The 18693-nt window shown below is 61.5% G+C and carries 16 protein-coding genes; 5 read left to right on the forward strand and 11 right to left on the reverse strand.

Annotation, left to right across the window (positions count from 1 at the left end; translation table 11 throughout):
• Positions 1–283, forward strand: a 283-nt coding sequence (locus N1058_RS04820) for a hypothetical protein (RefSeq protein WP_265516375.1), incomplete at its 5' end; no start/stop codon positions are given.
• Complete coding sequence (locus N1058_RS04825; protein ID WP_265516376.1) at positions 238–2481, forward strand: glycoside hydrolase; 2244 nt, start codon at positions 238–240, stop codon at positions 2479–2481. The genes N1058_RS04820 and N1058_RS04825, both read left to right, overlap by 46 nt.
• On the opposite strand, the gene N1058_RS04830 is transcribed toward N1058_RS04825, so the two are convergent.
• A complete protein-coding gene (locus N1058_RS04830; RefSeq protein ID WP_265516377.1) occupies positions 2478–2948 on the reverse strand; it encodes an SRPBCC family protein in 471 nt (156 codons plus the stop codon). The two genes, N1058_RS04825 and N1058_RS04830, sit on opposite strands and share 4 nt — an antisense overlap.
• A gap of 75 nt (positions 2949–3023) precedes the next feature.
• Complete coding sequence (gene pdxR, locus N1058_RS04835) at positions 3024–4517, reverse strand: MocR-like pyridoxine biosynthesis transcription factor PdxR (RefSeq protein WP_265516378.1); 1494 nt, start codon at positions 4515–4517, stop codon at positions 3024–3026.
• A gap of 170 nt (positions 4518–4687) precedes the next feature.
• Here pdxR and pgi point away from each other — a divergent pair, with 170 nt between their 5' ends.
• On the forward strand, positions 4688–6322 hold the full coding sequence (gene pgi / locus N1058_RS04840; protein WP_265516379.1) for a glucose-6-phosphate isomerase: 1635 nt from the start codon (positions 4688–4690) through the stop codon (positions 6320–6322).
• Between the two features lie 19 nt (positions 6323–6341).
• On the opposite strand, the gene N1058_RS04845 is transcribed toward pgi, so the two are convergent.
• The 5 genes from N1058_RS04845 to N1058_RS04865 form a co-directional block, all read right to left on the reverse strand.
• The gene (locus N1058_RS04845) at positions 6342–7169 is read right to left on the reverse strand and encodes an ABC transporter ATP-binding protein (protein WP_265516380.1); all 828 of its coding nucleotides are present in this window, start codon (positions 7167–7169) and stop codon (positions 6342–6344) included.
• The gene (locus tag N1058_RS04850) at positions 7166–8020 is read right to left on the reverse strand and encodes an ABC transporter ATP-binding protein (RefSeq protein ID WP_265516381.1); all 855 of its coding nucleotides are present in this window, start codon (positions 8018–8020) and stop codon (positions 7166–7168) included. The genes N1058_RS04845 and N1058_RS04850 overlap by 4 nt, the downstream gene beginning before the upstream one ends.
• Before the next feature lie 2 nt (positions 8021–8022).
• On the reverse strand, positions 8023–8958 hold the full coding sequence (locus N1058_RS04855) for an ABC transporter permease subunit (protein WP_265516382.1): 936 nt from the start codon (positions 8956–8958) through the stop codon (positions 8023–8025).
• A gap of 2 nt (positions 8959–8960) precedes the next feature.
• The gene (locus tag N1058_RS04860; RefSeq protein WP_265516383.1) at positions 8961–9965 is read right to left on the reverse strand and encodes an ABC transporter permease subunit; all 1005 of its coding nucleotides are present in this window, start codon (positions 9963–9965) and stop codon (positions 8961–8963) included.
• A 61-nt stretch (positions 9966–10026) separates the two neighbouring features.
• The gene (locus tag N1058_RS04865) at positions 10027–11619 is read right to left on the reverse strand and encodes an ABC transporter substrate-binding protein (RefSeq protein WP_265516384.1); all 1593 of its coding nucleotides are present in this window, start codon (positions 11617–11619) and stop codon (positions 10027–10029) included.
• Positions 11620–11877: 258 nt separating this feature from the next.
• On the opposite strand from N1058_RS04865, the gene N1058_RS04870 reads away from it, so the two are divergent.
• Both N1058_RS04870 and N1058_RS04875 read left to right on the forward strand, forming a co-directional pair.
• A complete protein-coding gene (locus N1058_RS04870) occupies positions 11878–12429 on the forward strand; it encodes a DUF924 family protein (protein WP_265516385.1) in 552 nt (183 codons plus the stop codon).
• 181 nt (positions 12430–12610) lie between these two features.
• Positions 12611–14617, forward strand: a complete 2007-nt coding sequence (locus N1058_RS04875; protein ID WP_274709160.1) for a long-chain-fatty-acid--CoA ligase — start codon at positions 12611–12613, stop codon at positions 14615–14617.
• A 112-nt stretch (positions 14618–14729) separates the two neighbouring features.
• On the opposite strand, the gene N1058_RS04880 is transcribed toward N1058_RS04875, so the two are convergent.
• From N1058_RS04880 to N1058_RS04895, 4 genes are all read right to left on the reverse strand, one after another.
• The gene (locus N1058_RS04880) at positions 14730–15167 is read right to left on the reverse strand and encodes a universal stress protein (RefSeq protein WP_265516386.1); all 438 of its coding nucleotides are present in this window, start codon (positions 15165–15167) and stop codon (positions 14730–14732) included.
• Positions 15168–15179: 12 nt separating this feature from the next.
• The gene (locus N1058_RS04885) at positions 15180–16463 is read right to left on the reverse strand and encodes a TRAP transporter large permease (RefSeq protein ID WP_265516387.1); all 1284 of its coding nucleotides are present in this window, start codon (positions 16461–16463) and stop codon (positions 15180–15182) included.
• A 9-nt stretch (positions 16464–16472) separates the two neighbouring features.
• Positions 16473–17102, reverse strand: a complete 630-nt coding sequence (locus N1058_RS04890) for a TRAP transporter small permease (RefSeq protein WP_265516388.1) — start codon at positions 17100–17102, stop codon at positions 16473–16475.
• 62 nt (positions 17103–17164) lie between these two features.
• On the reverse strand, positions 17165–18184 hold the full coding sequence (locus N1058_RS04895) for a TRAP transporter substrate-binding protein (protein WP_265516389.1): 1020 nt from the start codon (positions 18182–18184) through the stop codon (positions 17165–17167).
• Positions 18185–18693: the final 509 nt, after the last annotated feature.

Below are 18693 nucleotides of genomic sequence, written 5' to 3' on the forward strand. Positions count from 1 at the left end.
CGACATAGGCTGCAAAACGCGATTCACTCGTTTCGATTCCATCCTGGCGATCCATAGCTCCCTCCATTTGAAGCGCGAATCGCCATTGTCGCAATCAATCGTTAACGAAACTTATGACACAGTAAGACTAGAAACCTGTCTCTTATCCGACCTTGCTGCCGGCAGGCACGACTGTTTTCGCCTGCACGGCTTCGTTTCATCCCATGCGGCCAAGGCCGCCCGGTCGGAGTTTTCCCGATGCGTACAGCACCCGCGCTTTATGCGCTTTTTGCATTTGCCTTGATGACTGTCCCTAGCCTGGCCGAAGTCAGGCTTCAAAATGAAGTGTGGTCCGTGGAGATGGAGCTTGAGACGCTGGGCATCATCGTCACGCCCGCCGGGAGCGAGCGCCTCACCGTTTCGTCCGGTGTTGAGGCCCGGGCTGTAAGCGCGGTTGAAAGCGATGGCGCACGCGCGGCGTGGTCGTGGGACGAAGGAGCCTACAGGATTGAGATGTCGCTGGATGGCCGCGACCTTTCCGTGTCCATCGCCGCGCGAGACGCCGGAACGCTCACTTTCGTCAGTCAGCCCGCCGATGCGATGGGGCAGGGCTTCATTCTGCCGCGCGCCGAGGGTTATTACGTTCCCCAGGGGGATGCCGTGTGGCGCGACTTCATTCTCGATCGTTTCAGCCCCGTCAACACCAGTCAGGACATGAGCCTGCCGCTGCTGGGCATGGATCGGGGCGCCTATACGCTGAGCTGGATATGGAAGACGCCATTCAACAATACCGTCACCTTCGTGGGTGATGGCGACGGACTCTCCGCCCAGTTCGCGCATGAATTCACCACGTTGGAACCCACCAAAACTCTGCAGATGATCCTGCATCTGGGCGACGGCGATCCCTTGGCGGGCGCGCGGCGTTACAAGCGGCTTTTGATAGAGGAAGGCCGGTACGAGAGCCTTGCCGAAAAGGTCGGACAGCCGGATATGCAGGGAAAGGTTTTGGGCGCCACCCAAATCTATCTTTGGAGCAACGGCCCCCTGGGCATGGAAGATGTCCGCGATTGGTCGCGCTTCGTCTCCATCCTGCAAAGCGGCGAAGGCATTGCCGCCGACATCACGTCACGCTTCCAGAAGGAAACGCTCGCTGAAATGAAGCGGATTGGAAACCGGCCCAACCGCTATCAGCAGCGGGTGATCCTGGGCGACTTCAATACCGCGCTGAACGAGATAGCGCGGCAGGCCTGGCAAATCGACGAGCCGGATTGGGACGCTATACCGGATATCTACAGAAATTTGCGACGCGCAGTCGCCGGAACCTTCGGCCCGGCGCTCGGCGAAGATATGGAGCGCTGGGGCGGGGCGCTCTCCAAGGCGGCATTCGAGGAATTGCGCGCCAGCGGACTGGAAAAGGCCTGGATCGGCCTTGGGGCAGGCTGGGAGGGCGGCTTGTGGAATCCGAAAGCAGTCCAGGCGGGTGTCGATGCCGGCTTTCTGATAGCGCCCTACGATTCCTATCAAACCTCTCTGCCAAGCGGGGCCAGACCCGATTGGGGCACAACAACGCTGGGCGAGTATGTCTTCCGCAACTGCGGCATCGTCAAAGCCGATGGAACAATGAAAAGCGGGTTCCAGCAGAATGGCGTCTACACCGATCCGACATGCGTGCGGCAGACGATGGAGAGCCGAATTACGTCGATCCGGGCTGCCGTCCCTTTCAATAGCTGGTTCCTCGACGGCAATGCCACCGGCATCGTGTTCGACAATTACCGCGACGGAAAAACGCTTACGCAAGAGCAATACGCCCGCGCCAATGAAGACGCCGTGCGCTGGATCACCAGGACATTCGGCATACCGGTCGGCTCCGAGGACGGGAACGCCGCTTCTTCAGGGGGAACCGTTTTCGGCCATGGCATGCAGGTTCCCGTCCTGGGCTGGGGCGACCCGGATATGCAGAAGAACAGGAAGTCGCCGTTCTACCTCGGCGCGTGGTATCCCGATCAGGAACCCGCCGTCTTTTTCAAGTCCGTTCCGCTGAAGGAGCCCTACCGGACCGTCTATTTCGATCCCCGCACGCGGCTGCCACTCTACCAGTCGGTTTTCCACGGATCGGTGGTCACGAGCAATCACTGGCTGTTCGACGCACTGAAATTCACCAATGTCCGCATTGAGATGGAGCTGACACAACTTCTCTACAACGTGCCGCCGATGTTTCATCTGAGCGAGAATACGCTGTCGGAGAGATTGCCCATCATGGCCCGGCAGGCTGCGTTCTTCCAGCCGCTGCACGAGCGCCTTGGCACGCAGGAAATGACCGCCTTCCGCTATCGTCCCAACGACCGGTTGCTCCAGGAGACCGAGTTCGAGGACGGCACACGGCTTGTCGCCAATTTCTCAAGCGAGGCAAAGGTGGTGGATGGCATCGTGCTGGATGCCTATACGATCGTCGCCATAGCCGACGGTACGGAGGTTTCCAGATACCAGGCTCGCGCGGACTAAGACGTCTCGGGCTCGGCCGTGCCGGTGATGCGGGTATTGAAATCCGAGAAGAACTGGGCGGCGAGCTTCTTTGACGTGGACTGGATGAGGCGGCTGCCGAGCTGGGCCATCTTGCCGCCGACATCGGCCTTTGCCTGGTAGGAGAGGATGGTTGCGTTTGGGCCATCCTCCTTCAGCGTCACGTCGGCCCCGCCCTTTGCAAAGCCGGCGACACCGCCCTTGCCTTCCCCCGAAATCGTATAGGAATAGGGCGGGTTGAGGTTCTGCAGTTCGACCTCGCCGTTGAATTTCGCCTTGATCGGGCCGATCTTGAGCGAGACGACCGCCGCGAATTCCGTGGCGGACTTCTTTTCGAGCTCCTGGCAGCCTGGGATGCAGTCTTTCAGCACCTCGGGGTCGTTCAACCCCTGCCAAACCGCCTGCACGGGCGCCTCGATCCGTTCCTCGCCCTCGATCAGCATAGCCATCGCCATTCCCTCCGCATTGCTTTCCAAGGGCTAAACCAGCCCGCGATCCATGTCCATAAGCCTTCGGGTCAGGACCTAAGCCGCCGCGGATCGCCTTCCCGCCACCGATGCGAGTTCGCGGATGCCCGGCTCGATGTGCTGCAGGGCGATGGACGAGATGCCCAGGCGCATGAAAGGCGACGGCCTCTCCGGCCCATCGAAGAAGCGCAGGCCGGGCTCGATCAGCACCCCGCGCTGCACCGCCGCTCGGGCAAGCTGGGTCGTGTCGGTGCCCGCAGGGCCGCGCAGCCAGAGCGAGGTGCCACCCGGTACATCGGCCGCCTGCCAATCGGGCATATAGTCCCGGATCGCTCCGACGAGGCGTTCGCGGCGTTCCTCGAACGCGGAGGAGAGCCGGCGCACGAGTGCGTCGTGATGACCGAGTGACAGGAACAGGGCGACGGCGCGCTGGTTGTTCGCCGGCGGGTGACGCAGCATGAAGCGGCGCAGCGCCCGTAACTCGGCCACGAGTTCGGCGGGGGCGACGATATAGCCGAGCCGCAGGCCCGGCGCGAGCGTCTTCGACATGGAGCCGACATAGATGACGCGGCCAGTATGATCGAGACCCTTGAGCGCTTCCTGCGGGGTCTCGTCGGCAAGCTGGCTGTCATAATCGTCTTCGATCACGATCCAGTCATTGGCTTCCGCCTTTTGCAGCAACGCATCGCGCCGAGCACGGCTGAGCGGCATCATCGTGGGGCAATGATGGCTCGGCGTGGTGAACACGAAATCGGCATTGTGCGGGATGCGGTCGAGGTCGATCCCGTCATTGTCGACCGGAACGGGCAGTGTTTCGGCGCCGGCAAGCCGGAAGATCGAGCGGGCGTCCGGATAGCCGGGATTCTCCATCGCCACGCGCGCCCCGCGCTGCATAAGCAGCGTCGACAGCATGTAGAGCGCGTGCTGTGCCCCCAGCGTGACGATGATCTCGTCGGGATTGGCGAAGATGCCGCGCCGTGGCAGGAGCCGGGCCTGAATCTGCTCGATCAAAAGCGGATCGTCCTTGTCGACCATGTCGGCCGCCCAGTTGCGGATCTCCAGGACCGCCAGCGCCATGCGGTTGCACTCGCGCCACTCGGCGGTGGGAAAGAGCGTCGGGTCGAACTGGCCGTAGACGAAGGGGTAGGACGACTGCATCCAGTTCTCGTTCTTGGGCGCATCCGGCATTTCGCTGGCGAACACCTGGCGCCGCGCTTTCCAGTCGATCTGGTTGGTGCTGCGCGCGCCCTTGCGGGGCGGGCGGGGCGGGGCCGCCAGGACCTCCGGATTGACGAAGTGGCCGCGCCTTTCCCTGGCGATCAGAAACCCCTGGTCGACCAGTTGCTGGAAGGCCAGCACGACCGTCCCGCGCGCCACGCCCAGTTTGTCGGCAAGGATGCGGCAGGACGGCAGCGGCATCGACGGAGCGATCTGCCGGTCGAGAATGGCCGATACGATCGCCTGGCGAATCTGCGCCTGGAGCGTCTGGCCCGAATCAGGGGAAATCTTGAAAAGGCCCGCCCAAAGGGCGGTATCGTTGCGTATTGGCATAGGCTTTCCTCTCGCGGCGCGGAGCCTAACGCCACGGAACTTGAACCGCAAGTCTGGCACAAGCCATTGCGCCAAACTCCTTTTCCGGCGCGCCTTTTCTTTTCACGAAGCACGCCCTAGTTTTGCGCGGCTACCGGTATTAGGTCTTTCGCCAATATGAGGTCTTTCGAATGAGCGCATTCACAACCGCGCTGGACGCATTGCGCAGGCATCGCGAGGAACACCGGGATTTCGACCTGCGGGAGGCGTTCCGGGACGAGCCCGCGCGGTTCGAGCGGTTTTCGGCACGCTTCGACGACATGCTGCTCGACTATTCCAAATGCGCGGTGACCGAAGAGACCTTCCTGCTTCTTGAGAACCTGGCCACGGCAGCAGGGCTGGAGGAGCGGCGCGATGCCATGTTCGAGGGCCGCCGGATCAATGTCACGGAAGACCGCGCGGTTCTGCACACGGCGCTGCGCTCTGCCTCCGGCGCTTCGATCCGCCTGGATGGCCATGAGATCTCGCAGGACGTGGAAGCCGTGCTGGCGGCGATGGCCCGCTTCGCCGAAGGCGTGCGCGACGGCGCCTTGAAAGGGGCGACCGGCAAGGCTTTCACCGATGTCGTCAATATTGGCATCGGCGGATCGGACCTTGGCCCGGCGATGGCGACGCTGGCGCTCGCGCCCTATCACGACGGGCCCCGGCTGCATTATGTCTCCAATATCGACGGCGCGCATATTGCCGACACGCTCAAGGGACTGGCGCCGGAGACGACGCTGTTCATCGTCGCCTCGAAGACCTTCACCACAATCGAGACCATGACCAATGCCGAGACGGCGCGGAGGTGGGTAAAGGAGGCGCTGGGCGCGGAGGCGGTCGGCACCCATTTCGCCGCCGTTTCGACGGCGCTCGACAAGGTTGCCGCCTTCGGCATCGACATCGATCGCGTCTTCGGCTTCTGGGACTGGGTGGGAGGGCGCTATTCCCTCTGGTCCGCCATCGGCCTGCCGATCATGATCGCCATAGGGTCCGAGGACTTCCGCCGTTTCCTGCAGGGGGCGGAGGCGGTCGACAACCATTTCCGGGTCGAGCCGCCGCGCCAGAACCTGCCGGTTCTGCTCGGCCTCATCGGCTATTGGCACCGCGTTGCCTGCGCCTATCCCGCCCGCGCTGTCATTCCCTACGACCAGCGGCTTGCCCGCCTGCCGGCCTATCTGCAGCAGCTTGACATGGAATCGAACGGCAAGCGGGTAACCCTCGACGGCGCGCCGGTGGAGACGGCCACCGGTCCGCTGGTATGGGGCGAGCCCGGCACCAACGGCCAGCACGCCTTCTTCCAGCTTCTGCATCAGGGCACCGACGTCATCCCGGTGGAGTTCATCCTGGCGGCCAACGGGCACGAGCCGGCGCTGAAGCACCATCACGACCTCCTTGTCGCCAACTGTCTGGCGCAATCGGAAGCCCTGATGCGGGGGCGTACGCTGGAGGAGGCGACGGCGCAGCTCATCGCCCGCGGCATGGACAAGGCGAGGGCGGCCGAACTCGCACCGCACCGCGTCTTCCCCGGCAACCGCCCGAGCGTCACCATCGTCTACGACAAGCTCGACCCCTTCACGCTCGGCCGCCTGATCGCGCTCTACGAGCACCGCGTGTTCGTGGAAGCCACGCTCTACGGCATCAACGCTTTCGACCAGTGGGGTGTCGAGCTCGGCAAGGAACTGGCGACGGAGCTATTGCCGGTGGTGCAGGGCGACAGGGACGCCTCCGGCCGCGACGCATCGACGGCGGGGTTGGTGGCGCATGTCGCGGGGCTGCGGGAGTAGACCTCGCGGCGTCTCCCGCTCAAGCCGCCTTCGCCGCCAGCCGTTTCCTGATGCTCTCGACATCGGCGCGCGGGGTCGCTGCGAACAGCGTTTTCGTATAGTCGTGCTGCGGGTTCTGGAACACCTCGTCCCGCGTGCCGTATTCCACCGCCTCGCCGAAATACATCACCATCACCTCGTCGGCGATGTAGCGAACCACCGAAAGGTCATGGCTGATGAAGACGAAGGTGAGGCCGAACTCGTCCTGCAGGTCCGCCAGAAGGTTCAGTACTTGCGCCTGTACCGACAGGTCGAGCGCTGAGACGGGCTCGTCGAGCACCAGCAGGCGCGGGTTGAGCATGAGGGCGCGGGCGATGGCGATGCGCTGGCGCTGCCCGCCGGAGAACATGTGCGGATAGCGGTTGAAGTGCTCGGGCTGCAGGCCGACCTTGGTCAGCATCGCCATGGCGCGTTCGCGCCGCTCGGCCTCCGGCACGTTCTCGTTGATGATCAGCGGCTCCATCAGCACATCGCCGATCTTCTGGCGCGGGTTGAGCGAGCCGTAGGGGTTCTGGAAGACTATCTGCACCTTGCGGCGCATCTCGCTATCGAGCCGCTTCTTCGTTATGTCGACCTTGGCACCGTCGATCAGCAGTTCGCCCGATGTCGGTGCGTCAATCATGGTGATGATGCGCGCCAGCGTGGACTTGCCGCAGCCTGATTCGCCGACGATGGCCAACGTCTTGCCCTTCTCCAGCGTCAGGTCGATGCCCTTGAGCGCATTGATAGTGCGGCCAGCGCCGAACAGGCCGCCGCCGATATGATAGTCGCGGGTGATCCCGCGGGTTTCCAGGACGATCTCGCTCATGGCCGTGCTCCCGTGTAGGGGGCGTCGTCGAGGGAGAAATCGACCATCGTGGGCAGACGGTCGCCTGTGGCATTTTCAGGCAGGGCCGCAAGCAGCGCCCTGGTGTAGGCGCTCTTGGGGTTCTCGAAGAGCGAAAGCACGTCGGCCTCCTCCATCTTCCTGCCCTTATACTGCACGACCACCCGGTCGGCGGTCTCGGCCACCACGCCCATGTCGTGGGTGATCATGATCATGCCCATGCCTTTTTCTGCCTGGATCGAGACCAGGAGGTCGAGGATCTGCCGCTGGATCGTCACGTCGAGCGCCGTGGTCGGCTCGTCGGCGATCAGGAGTTTTGGGTTGCAGGCGATGGCCATGGCTATCATCACGCGCTGGCACTGGCCGCCCGACATCTGGTGCGGGAAGGCGCCCAGCCGGTCCGACGCGTTGGGCAGACCCACCGCCTCGAACAGCTCCACGGTGCGGTCGCGGCGCTGGCGGTTGTTGAGGTCCGTGTGCATCTTCAGCGTTTCGTCGATCTGGAAGCCGACGGTGAAGCACGGATTGAGGCTGGCCACCGGCTCCTGAAAGATCATCGCCATGTCCTTGCCGACGATGCGCCTGCGCTCCGCCGGGGGCAGGTTGAGAATGTCCCTTCCCAGAAAGGTGATTGAGTCGGCCGTCACCTTGGCGGTCCATGGCAGCAGCCCCATCACCGCCAGCATGGAGACCGACTTGCCCGAGCCCGATTCGCCGACGATGGCGAGCACTTCACGCTCGGTCACCGAGAGCGATACACCGTCGACCGCCCGCAGCGTTCCGCCAGCGGTATCGAATTCCACGGTAAGGTTCTTGATGTCCAATAGGGCCATGGTCACGACCTCTTCAGCTTGGGATCGAGCGCATCGCGCAGTCCGTCGCCCATCAGATTGATGGCCAGAACGGTGATCAGGATGGCAAGACCCGGGAAGGTGACGACCCACCAGGCGCGCAGGATGAACTCGCGCGCTTCGGCCAGCATGGTGCCCCATTCCGGTGTCGGTGGCTGCGCACCCATGCCCAGAAAGCCGAGCGCCGCCGCATCGAGGATGGCGGTGGAGAAGGAGAGCGCGGCCTGAACGATGAGCGGCGCGGTGCAATTGGGCAGGATGGTCTTGAACATCAGCCGGAGATTGCTCGCGCCCGCCACACGCGCAGCAGTGACATATTCCCGGCCCTTTTCGCCCATCACGGCGGCGCGTGTGAGGCGCACATAGTGCGGTTGCTGCACCAGCGCGATGGCGATCATCGCGTTGACGAGACCCGGCCCCAGGATGGCGACGAGAACCAACGCCAGGAGCAGCGATGGAAACGCCAGGATGATGTCCATCATGCGCATGATCACCGTGTCGATGGCGCCGCGGAAATATCCCGCCACCAGGCCGACGATGATGCCGACGGAGACGGCCACCGACACGACGACGACGCCGATGAACAGCGAGAAGCGTGCGCCATAGATGAGACGCGAAAGGAGATCCCGTCCGACGGCATCCGTGCCGAGGATGAAGGACCAGCTTCCGGCGGTCTCCCATGCGGGCGGCAACAGGAAGGCCCCCCGGTTCTGCACGCTCGGACTGTGTGGCGCGATGAGCGGCGCGAGCACGGCGATGACGACGATCGCGGCAAAAATGTAAAGCCCGATGACAGCGCCGCGGTTCTGGCTGAAATAGTACCAGAACTCCGCAAGCCGGGCCCGCCTCGTGACGGCGATGACCGTGCCGCCTTCGAGACCGACGGCGGCATTCGGATCTTTGGTGTTCGTGGTGGCCATGGCTAATGCCTGATTCTTGGATTGATCAGACCGTAGAGCAGGTCCACGATCAGGTTCACGATCATTATGATGGCGGCGATCAACAACAGCCCGCCCTGCACCACCGCGTAATCGCGCTTGAAAACGCTGTCGACCATCCATTTGCCGATACCCGGCCATGAGAAGATCGTCTCGGTGAGGATCGCGCCGGCCAGGAGAACGCCGACCTGAAGGCCGATGGTCGTGACCACCGGGATCAGTGCGTTGCGCAGGGCATGGAGCCCGATAACGCGCAGCGGCGGCAGGCCCTTGGAGCGCGCGGTGCGCACATAGTCTTCACCCAGGACCTCCAGCATGGCCGAGCGCGTCTGCCGCGCAATGACGGCGAGCGGGATAGTGGCAAGCACCACCGTGGGCAGGACGAGATGCGAGACGGCTGATCTGAAGGCGCCGTCCTGGCCGGAAAGCAGGCTGTCGATGAGCATGAAGCCGGTGGTGGACGGGAAATAGTAGAGGAGCGAAATGCGGCCGGAAACCGGAGTCCACTGCAGGATGCCGGAGAACAGGATGATCAGCAGGAGGCCCCACCAGAAGATCGGCATGGAATAGCCTACCAGCGCCGTGCCCATGACGGACTGATCGAGCCACGAGCCGCGCCGGACGGCGGCGATGATGCCGACCGGGACGCCGACGATGATGGCCAGAAGGATGGCGCAGAGCGACAGTTCCAGCGTTGCCGGGAAAAGCGTCAGGAACTCCTGAAGGACAGGGCGCTTGGTCACGATCGACGTGCCGAAATCGCCCTGCAGCAGGTCAGTCAGATAGGTGAAATACTGCATGACCAGCGGCTGGTCGAAACCGTAGAGCGCCCGCAATTGCTGGTAACGCTCCTCGGTCATGCCTCGCTCGCCGGCAAGCAGCATGATGGGATCGCCCGGCAAAAGGCGGATGAACGAGAAGGCGACGATGGAGACCCCGATGAAGGTCGGGATCAGCAGCGCCAGCCGCGACAGAAAGAAACGGAACATGTAATAACGATCACCGGCGACAGCTTTCGCTGTCGCCGGTTCCTATTCTGATCGGACGCGCCTATTCGGCGATGTCGACGCCTTCGAAGGCGTGACCGCCGAGCGGGTCCATCTTGTAGCCTGTGACCTCCTTGCGCATGGGCATATGCACGATGGAGTGGGCGATGGTCGCCCACGGCGCCTCACGCTTGAACACGACCTGAGCCTCCTTGTAGAGCTCGGCCCGCTCTTCCTGCGTGGAAAGCGTCTTGGCCTTCTGGATCAGCGCATCGAACTCCTCGTTGCACCATTGCGCGCGGTTGGCGCCGCCCACGGCGTCGCAGCCGAGCAGCACGGCGAGGAAGTTGTCCGGATCGCCATTGTCGCCGGTCCAGCCCAGAAGCACCGCGCCGTCGCGGTCTTCCGCCTTGGAACGCTCGAGATACTCACCCCATTCATAGGAGACGATCTCGACGTCGACGCCGACCTTGGAGAAGTCTTCCTGAATGAGCTCGGCCATGCGGCGCGCGTTCGGGTTGTACGGACGCTGCACGGGCATCGCCCATACCTTCATGGAAAGGTCGGTGACACCGGCTTCCTCGAGCATGGCCTTGGCTGCTTCCGGATCGTACGGATCGTGCTCGATCTCGTCGTTATACGACCACATGGTCGGCGGGATCGGGTTCTTCGCCGCCTGGCCCGCGCCCTGGAACACGGCGTCGAGAATGGCTTGCTTGTTGATCGCCATGTTCAACGCCTTGCGCACCTCGGTCTGATCGAAGGGCGCCTGCTTGGTGTTGTAGGCGAGATAGCCGACATTCAGGCCTTCCTGTTCGTCCACCTTGAGCGCGTCATTCGCCTTCAGGCTCTCGATATCGGCCGGGTTCGGGTATGGCATGATGTGGCATTCGCCGGCGAGCAGCTTTTGCTGGCGAACCGAATTCTCGGTCGTGATGGCGAAAACCAGATCGTCGATCGGCTGCTTGCCAGCCCAGTAGTCCGGATGCGCCTTGTAACGGATCACGGCATCGGGCTGATAGGCCACGAACTGGAAGGGGCCGGTGCCGATCGGCTTCTGGTTGAGGTCCGACTGGTTGCCGCTCTCGGCGAGTTGATCGGCGTATTCCTTGGAGAAGATGGAAGCAAAATCCATCGCCAGATTGGCGATCATCGGCGCTTCAGGCCGGTTCAAAACGAATTTGACCGTCAGATTGTCGACCTTCTCGATCGACTTGATCAGGTCCGGCATCGACATGCCGTTGAAGTATTCCCAACTCGCGCCCTCCACATAGGCGTGATAGGGGTGATCTTCCTTGAGCTGGCGCTCGAAGGAGAACAGCACGTCATCGGCATTGAAATCGCGCGTAGGCGTGAAGAAGTCGGTCGTGTGGAACTTGACGCCTTCGCGCAGCTTGAACGTGATCTCCAGGCCGTCGTCGGAAATCTCCCAGCTTTCGGCGAGACCTGGAACCGTGTTGGTCGTGCCCGGCTCGAACTGGACGAGGCGGTTGTAGACCGGCTTGGACGAGGCATCGAAAGTGGTGCCGGCAGTATAGAGCGCCGGATCGAAACCTTCCGGGCTTCCTTCCGAGCAATAGACCAGCGTCTTTGCGCTCGCCGCGCCACTCAACATTGTGGCGGCGAGCAACGCTGCCGCGAACGTTTTGGTTTTCATCGGATTATCTCCCTGGTTCTATATCGGGCCATTCCCAAAGGCCCGTTGAGCCCTCATATAAGCAAAGTTCTCTTGGAGAGGGAACTCCCCCTGGTGGATTCGGAGCAATAAAATTTCGCTCCGGCCGAATATTGTTTCGCTCAATCAGGGGCGAAGCGCGCCCAAAGGGCGCAACTAAAGGTAGATTTTATACAAGGGCACCCCCACACTGCCGGCGATTCGGACGTGCGGAGGCACCCTCGGAGACAGGAGGAAGAGATGCACAATAGCTGGGTCGACGAGGTCCTTGCCTTCTGGTTTCGGGAACTGGAGCCGAAGGATTGGTTCCAGGGTAGCGATGCGCTGGACAAAACCATACGGACGCGCTTCGGAGCGTTGCATGAACGGCTTTCCGGACATGCGCCCGCCGAGGCGATGGAGGATCCGCGCACCGCGCTCGCCACGGTCATCGTGCTCGATCAGTTCTCCCGGAACATGTACCGGGGCAGCGCCAAGGCCTTCGCCGCCGACGACATGGCCCTTCGCATCGCCCGCAACGCCGTCGACGAACGGTTCGACGATGGCATGACGCCGGAGGAAAGGCAGTTTCTCTATATGCCGTTCCAGCATTCGGAGATCTCGGCCGATCAGGAACATTCCGTGATGCTCTTCAAAAGCCTTGGGGGCGAGGAGGGCGTGAGATATGCCGTGGAACACCGCGATATCATCGAAAAGTTCGGGCGCTTTCCTCATCGGAATCGGGTGCTGGGACGGGTCAGCACGCAGGAGGAAACCGCTTTTCTTGAGGGCCACGACGGCTTTGGCCAATAGCGCTGCATGCTTCTTGAGCCCCGGGCCGATTACCCTTGCTAGAGTGCGCACGCTGGAAATACACTGCCGTGAAAGTTGCGGGATAAAGCCCATACGCCCAGGGCCAATATGGGATGTAGCGCGGACAGGAAAATTGACGTAAACGTGAACGTTAGTCTGCCAGGCATTCAGGGAGGAAGATTTGGCGAAATCAAGCGGCACGGATGAAAAGGGCACTAAGCGCGGCTCCAAGGCAAGCGCTTCCAAGTCGAGCAGCACGCGCGGCAGCGCCGCAGCGGCCACGCCGAAGGCGGCGGCGAAATCCACGGCCAGAGCAACGGCAGGCAAGACAACGGCCAAATCTGCAGCTGCCCCGGGAAAGACCGCGGCAAGCAAGACGGCGGCCAGATCTGCCGCCGCCAGCGGCAAAGCGGCTGCTGCCGGGAAGGCTGCCTCCAAACCGGCCGGCAAGGCAGCTTCGAGCACTACGGCCAGGAAGCCGGCGGCCACCGGCAGGCGTTCGGCGGGAGGCAAGGCCGGCGCTGCCGAAAAGCGCATCTGGCTGAAGAGCTATCCCACGGTGGTTCCCGCCGAGATCGGCCCGTTCGAGCATGAGTCGCTCGGCTCGATGATGGTGGAATCCTGCCGCAAATATGGCGATCGCCCCGCCTTTACCTGCATGGGCAAGACGCTCAGTTTCTCCGAGCTGGAAAAAGGCTCGACGGATTTCAGCGCCTATCTCCAGTCGCTTGGCCTGAAGAAGGGCGCCCGGGTTGCGATCATGATGCCCAATGTTCTGCAATACCCGGTGGTCATGATGGCCATCCTGCGGGCGGGCTATGTGGTGGTCAACGTGAACCCGCTCTATACGCCGCGCGAGTTGGAGCATCAGCTCAAGGACGCCGGCGTCGAAGCCATCGTCATCCTGGAAAATTTCGCCAAGACGCTGCAGGTGGCCATCGACAAGACACCGGTCCAGCATGTCGTGGTTGCCACGATGGGCGACATGATGGGGCTCAAGGGGCACATCGTGAATTTCGTCGTCCGCAGGGTGAAGAAGCTGGTGCCCGCCTGGTCTTTGCCTGATCACGTGCCTTTCAAGTCGGCAATGAAGAAGGGCGGCGCGGCTGCCTTCAAGCCGGCCGACAACGCGCTCGATGACGTTGCCTTCCTCCAATATACGGGCGGAACGACCGGCGTTTCGAAAGGGGCAACACTGCTGCATCGCAACGTCATGGCCAATGTCATGCAGAACGAAATGTGGCTGGAGACTGCCTATATCAAAAGGCAACGTCCGGAGCGCTCCGTCTTTGTCTGCGCCCTGCCGCTCTACCACATCTATGCATTGACCGTGAACGCGCTGATGGGCGTCAAGCTCGGCGCGCAGAATGTGCTGATACCCAACCCGCGCGACATACCGGGCTTCGTGAAGGAGTTGAAGAACTACGATTTCAACGTGTTCCCCGGGTTGAACACGCTCTTCAACGCGCTACTCAACAACGAGGATTTCCAGAAGCTCGATTTCGGGAACCTGAAGCTGACCTTCGGAGGCGGCATGGCCGTGCAGCGCGCGGTTGCCGAGCGCTGGAAGAAGCTGACCGGCTGCATGATCGCCGAAGGTTACGGGCTGTCGGAGACGTCGCCGGTGGCGACGGCCAACCGTTTCGACAATGACGACTTCACCGGCACCATCGGTCTGCCGCTTCCTTCCACTGACATCGCGATCCGTGACGAAAACGGCAAGGATGTGAAGCAGGGCGAAGTCGGCGAAATTTGCATTCGCGGGCCGCAAGTCATGGCCGGCTACTGGAACCTGCCCGAGGCGACCGAGAAGGCCATCGCCCAGGACGGCTTCTTCAAATCCGGCGACATGGGCGTGATGGACGAGAACGGATATGTGAAGATCGTCGACCGCAAGAAGGACATGATCCTGGTATCCGGCTTCAATGTCTATCCGACCGAAATCGAGGACGTCGTCTCCCAGCATCCGGGCGTTCTCGAAGTGGCCGCCATCGGCGTTTCCGACGAACATTCCGGGGAAGTGCCGAAAATCTTTGTGGTGAAGAAGGACGACAAGCTAAGCGAGAAAGACATCATCGACTTCTGCCGTGACAAGCTCACCGGCTACAAGCGGCCGAAACATGTCGAGTTCCGCGACGAGCTGCCGAAATCCAATGTCGGGAAGATCCTGCGGCGCGAGCTGCGGTGAGCTATCTGTGCCTCGCGGATCAAGCCCAGGAAGTCCGAGCCACCGGGGCTTTCCGTTGACGGTATAGGGGGGTGGATCGGGCCGCTTTGGCGCCAACCTGAGGCATTTCGATTTAGACGACCATCACCGGGCAATCGGCAAGGCTCGTCACCTTGTGGGAGACGCTGCCGAGAAGGTATCCCTCCAGATCGCCGAGGCCGCGGCTGCCAAGTACGATCAGATCGACTTCCCGTTCCTTGGAGAATTTGACGATCGTGCGGGCCGGCGGGCCCGATTTCACGAAGGCGCGGGGCGATTCCGCCCCGTTCTCCACGGCGAATTTCTTGGCGTCGTCCGCGACCCCTTTGGCATGCTCCCGCAGCACGTTGTCAAGGTTCTCGGGTTCGGTCGGCCGCACCATCGACATGGAGGCCTCGAGCAGACTGTGATGACGGAAGACGGTCAGAAGCATCAGCTCCGCCTTGGTCGTCTTCTGGAGATCGATGGCCATTTTCAGCGCCTTCCGGGCGCCTTCGGAGCCATCGATCGGTACGAGTATACGGTTGAACATTTCGTATGCCTCTTATCTGAACGCCAGATCGCGTAGGAACAGTGCGATCTGCGGGAAGAAGATAAGCGCGGCCGAAACGCCCAGCAGGATGACGATGAAAGGCGGCGTGCCGCGCACCACCTCAATGTACGGCCGCTTGAACACGGCAATGGCCGTGAAGATGTCGCAGCCAAAGGGCGGTGTGGCCGAGCCGATCGCGACCTGCAGGGTGATGATAGTGCCCACAAGCACGGGATCGAGCCCCACATTTCCGACGACCGGTGCAAATATCGGCACGAGTATGAGGATCACCACGATCGGATCCACGAACATGCAGCCGATGAAGAAGGCGATCGAGATCACCACCAGGACGCCGATCTGGCCCATCTGGTCGACGCCGATGCCGGAAAGAATCTGCTGCGGAATCTGGGCGAAGGAGATGACCCAGGAAAAGGCCGCGCCAGCGGCGATGAGGATAAACACCACGGCGGTAATCAGTCCGGTGGATTTGGCGGTGTTGTAAAGGCCGCGCATGTCGAGTTCGCGAAAGACCACCATCTCGAGGAAGATGGCATAGAGCACGCACGCCGCCGCCGCTTCCGTGGGGCTGAATATGCCGCCATAGATGCCGCCGATGATAATAACCGGAAAGCCGAGCGGCCAGAGTGCCTTGCGCATAGCCGCCAGCCTCGCGCCCCACGAGACCTTTTCTTCGGTCGGCACCTTGTTGCGCACGGCATAGATCCAGGAATAGATCGAGAAGAGCAAGAGGATCAGAAGGCCCGGGCCGACGCCGGCGATGAAGAGCTCGGAGATCGAGGTATTGGACACCACGCCATAAATGATCATGCCGATGGACGGCGGGATCAGGAACGCGATGTCAGAGGAATTGACGATCAGCGCAAGAACGAAGCTGTCATTGTAGCCAGCCTTGAGCATGCGTGGGCGCAGCGGCGAGCCAACGGCGACAACCGTCGCCTGGGTCGACCCCGATACGGCCCCGAACATCGTGCATGCGGCTGCAGTGGAGATGGCGAGGCCGCCCCGCAAATGCCCGACAAAGGCCATGACCATATCGATGAGACGACCGGCCGACTGACCGCGCGTCATGATGTCGGCCGCGAATATGAACATCGGCACGGCAATCAGCGAGGCGGGGCGTATGCCCGCCATCATTTGCTGAACCATGGTCTCGAGTTGTCCAAAACCGCCGAAGAGGGTGTAGAAGCCGATAAAGGCGCCGATGATGAGCGGGATCATCATCGGGAAACCGAACAGCAGCAGCAGGATCATCGTGGAAAAAATTGCAATGGCCATGGCGCGCCCTCAGACCTCGATCTCGTCGTCGTCATATCCCTCGAGCACGTTGGTCGAGAGATAGATGTCCTTTTCCAGCATGTTCTTGATGGCGGTCAGAATGTATTGGAGGCCGGTCATGAAGAAGCCGACCGGCGCCCAGACATAGATCAGCCAGACCGGGATCTGCAGGGAGGGCAGAACGCGCCCGCGCCCGTAGAGCGTCACGATGTACTGCGCCGAATACCAGGCGAGCCCGAGCATGAAGACCGCGGTAATGAGGGTGATTCCGATCATCAGCGGCTTTCGGGCGCTGCTGGGCATAGCATCATATATGGCCGACATGCGGATATGGCGCCCGTGGCGCGCCGCGTAGCTGATGCCGGCGAAGGTGATCAGAATGACGAGAACGCGGTTGAGCTCTTCGGAGAAGAATATGCTGCTCTGGAACACGAAGCGGCCGATGACGTTGGCAATCGTGTTGAGAGCCATGAGAAGCACGCCGGTCGCCAGAAGAATGGATTCCAGCCTGCTGATGCCCATATCTATGGAGCCCAGGATGCCGGGCAGTTCCGAACGGTAAACCTCGGTCGGGATATCGTCTACGGAGGTCGTATCGGTCTGCGACTGCGGTTGAGACTCGTGATGCTGTTTCGGCAACGGCGTTATCCCGCAAATGATTGAAGTGAATGAGGCGGGCGCGATGCGCCCGCCTCATGATCTCAGTTGCTGACCTGGTTCAGGTCTTCCTTCATTTGGTCGAGAATCTTCTTTCCGCTCTCGCCGGTCATCTCGATAAAGGCTTCCTCGACGGAAGCCGCAGCATCCTTGAACGGCTGACGCTCCTCCTCGGAGAGGACGGTGACATTCATCTCCGGCTTGGCCTTCTTGATCTTCTCGATCGACTCTTCATGAAGACCCTGCTGGTATTCAAGAATATCTTCGAAAGCCGTATCGATGGCGTTCTCGATCATCAGCTGGTCCTCATCCGACAGACCGTCGAAGAAGTCCTTGTTGGCCATCACCGCCGTGGTGAAGTTGTTGTGGCCGGCGCAGGTGATGTAGTCCGTTACCTCGTACATCTTTGTCGACTCGATGAAGAACATCGGGTTTTCCTGCCCCTGGATGATGTTCGTCTGCAGGCCGCCATAGACCTCGCCCCACGGAAGCGGGGTCGGTGTCGCGCCGAAGGCTTGGTAGCTTTCCACCAGCAGCGGATTGGTCATCACGCGGAACTTCACCTCGTTGAGGTCTTCCGGAGACGTTACCGGCTCCTTGGTGGTCATGCATACTTCGCCTTCCGGGAACATCGTCAGAAGCTCGAGCCCCTGATCGGCGTAGAGTTCCGGAAACATCTCGTTGACGGCGACCGAAGTGCGGAAAAATTCAAACAGAGCCTCCTCGTCCTGCGGTAGTAGATAGGGCACGAAGAAGACCTGAGCTTCGGGGATCAGCGAGCCGGTAAAGCCGGGCGACTGGTCCACGAACTGCAGGATGCCGGATTGAGCCTGCTCCATGATATCGGCCGATTCGCCGAGCGTGCCGTAAGGGAAAAGCTGGATCGTATGATCCGAATTCGCCTCGACTTCCTCCTTGAACTTCTGGGCGAAAACACCCTGCACCTCGTTGAGCGCTTCTTCGAAGGCGTAGCGCCATGTTTCTGCAGAAGCACTCGTCATGCTCGCGGCCAAGACCGCAGCGCCGGCGATGCCTGTCAGCAAATAGGATTTGAGTGATGTCATTCTGCTCTCCTCTGTTGGTTGAACGTCGCGATCTCGCTTTTATCCGGCGACATAGGGCGAAACAGCCAAGACTTCAGCCTGGGCAAATGAATCGCAAATGCGGACGGAAGCACCGTCCGCCACACCGGCTAACTGGCTGGAAGCCAGCCCGGGACTGTCGCATAGCCCGGTGTTCGCACCGACATACGGCTGCGTTCCCGCCCCGCATTGCGGCGGCGTAAGCCATACACGGTGCGTGTTTCATCGAGGGGGACGGAACTCGTCACCACCCGCCACGCGGGTGCGACAGCCATATTGCGCGGGGTTCGCGCAATCGCTCTCCTGATACGAATTCCAGGTGCGGCCAAGCGCCCCTCCTGCTCCCTGCCGTTCGATCGTCCACGCTAAACGTGAAACACTGCTCCCCTTGTGTCAAATCGATTATGTCTTAAGGAGCGCGGTCGACGCGGCAATCGAACCGCAGGATGGTGAAAGGCCACGCAAAAAAGCCCGGAAACTCTGCCTTTCGA

Source organism: Nitratireductor luteus, from assembly GCF_026162365.1.
Lineage (GTDB): Bacteria > Pseudomonadota > Alphaproteobacteria > Rhizobiales > Rhizobiaceae > Chelativorans > Chelativorans luteus.

Excerpts from the sequence above, each read along its gene's own strand:
- N1058_RS04825 (WP_265516376.1), top strand. The coding sequence starts at position 238 with ATGCGTACAGCACCCGCGCTTTATGCGCTTTTTGCATTTGCCTTGATG.
- N1058_RS04830 (WP_265516377.1), bottom strand. The coding sequence starts at position 2,948 with ATGGCTATGCTGATCGAGGGCGAGGAACGGATCGAGGCGCCCGTGCAG.
- pdxR (WP_265516378.1), bottom strand. The coding sequence starts at position 4,517 with ATGCCAATACGCAACGATACCGCCCTTTGGGCGGGCCTTTTCAAGATT.
- pgi (WP_265516379.1), top strand. The coding sequence starts at position 4,688 with ATGAGCGCATTCACAACCGCGCTGGACGCATTGCGCAGGCATCGCGAG.
- N1058_RS04845 (WP_265516380.1), bottom strand. The coding sequence starts at position 7,169 with ATGAGCGAGATCGTCCTGGAAACCCGCGGGATCACCCGCGACTATCAT.
- N1058_RS04850 (WP_265516381.1), bottom strand. The coding sequence starts at position 8,020 with ATGGCCCTATTGGACATCAAGAACCTTACCGTGGAATTCGATACCGCT.
- N1058_RS04855 (WP_265516382.1), bottom strand. The coding sequence starts at position 8,958 with ATGGCCACCACGAACACCAAAGATCCGAATGCCGCCGTCGGTCTCGAA.
- N1058_RS04860 (WP_265516383.1), bottom strand. The coding sequence starts at position 9,965 with ATGTTCCGTTTCTTTCTGTCGCGGCTGGCGCTGCTGATCCCGACCTTC.
- N1058_RS04865 (WP_265516384.1), bottom strand. The coding sequence starts at position 11,619 with ATGAAAACCAAAACGTTCGCGGCAGCGTTGCTCGCCGCCACAATGTTG.
- N1058_RS04870 (WP_265516385.1), top strand. The coding sequence starts at position 11,878 with ATGCACAATAGCTGGGTCGACGAGGTCCTTGCCTTCTGGTTTCGGGAA.
- N1058_RS04880 (WP_265516386.1), bottom strand. The coding sequence starts at position 15,167 with ATGTTCAACCGTATACTCGTACCGATCGATGGCTCCGAAGGCGCCCGG.
- N1058_RS04885 (WP_265516387.1), bottom strand. The coding sequence starts at position 16,463 with ATGGCCATTGCAATTTTTTCCACGATGATCCTGCTGCTGCTGTTCGGT.
- N1058_RS04895 (WP_265516389.1), bottom strand. The coding sequence starts at position 18,184 with ATGACATCACTCAAATCCTATTTGCTGACAGGCATCGCCGGCGCTGCG.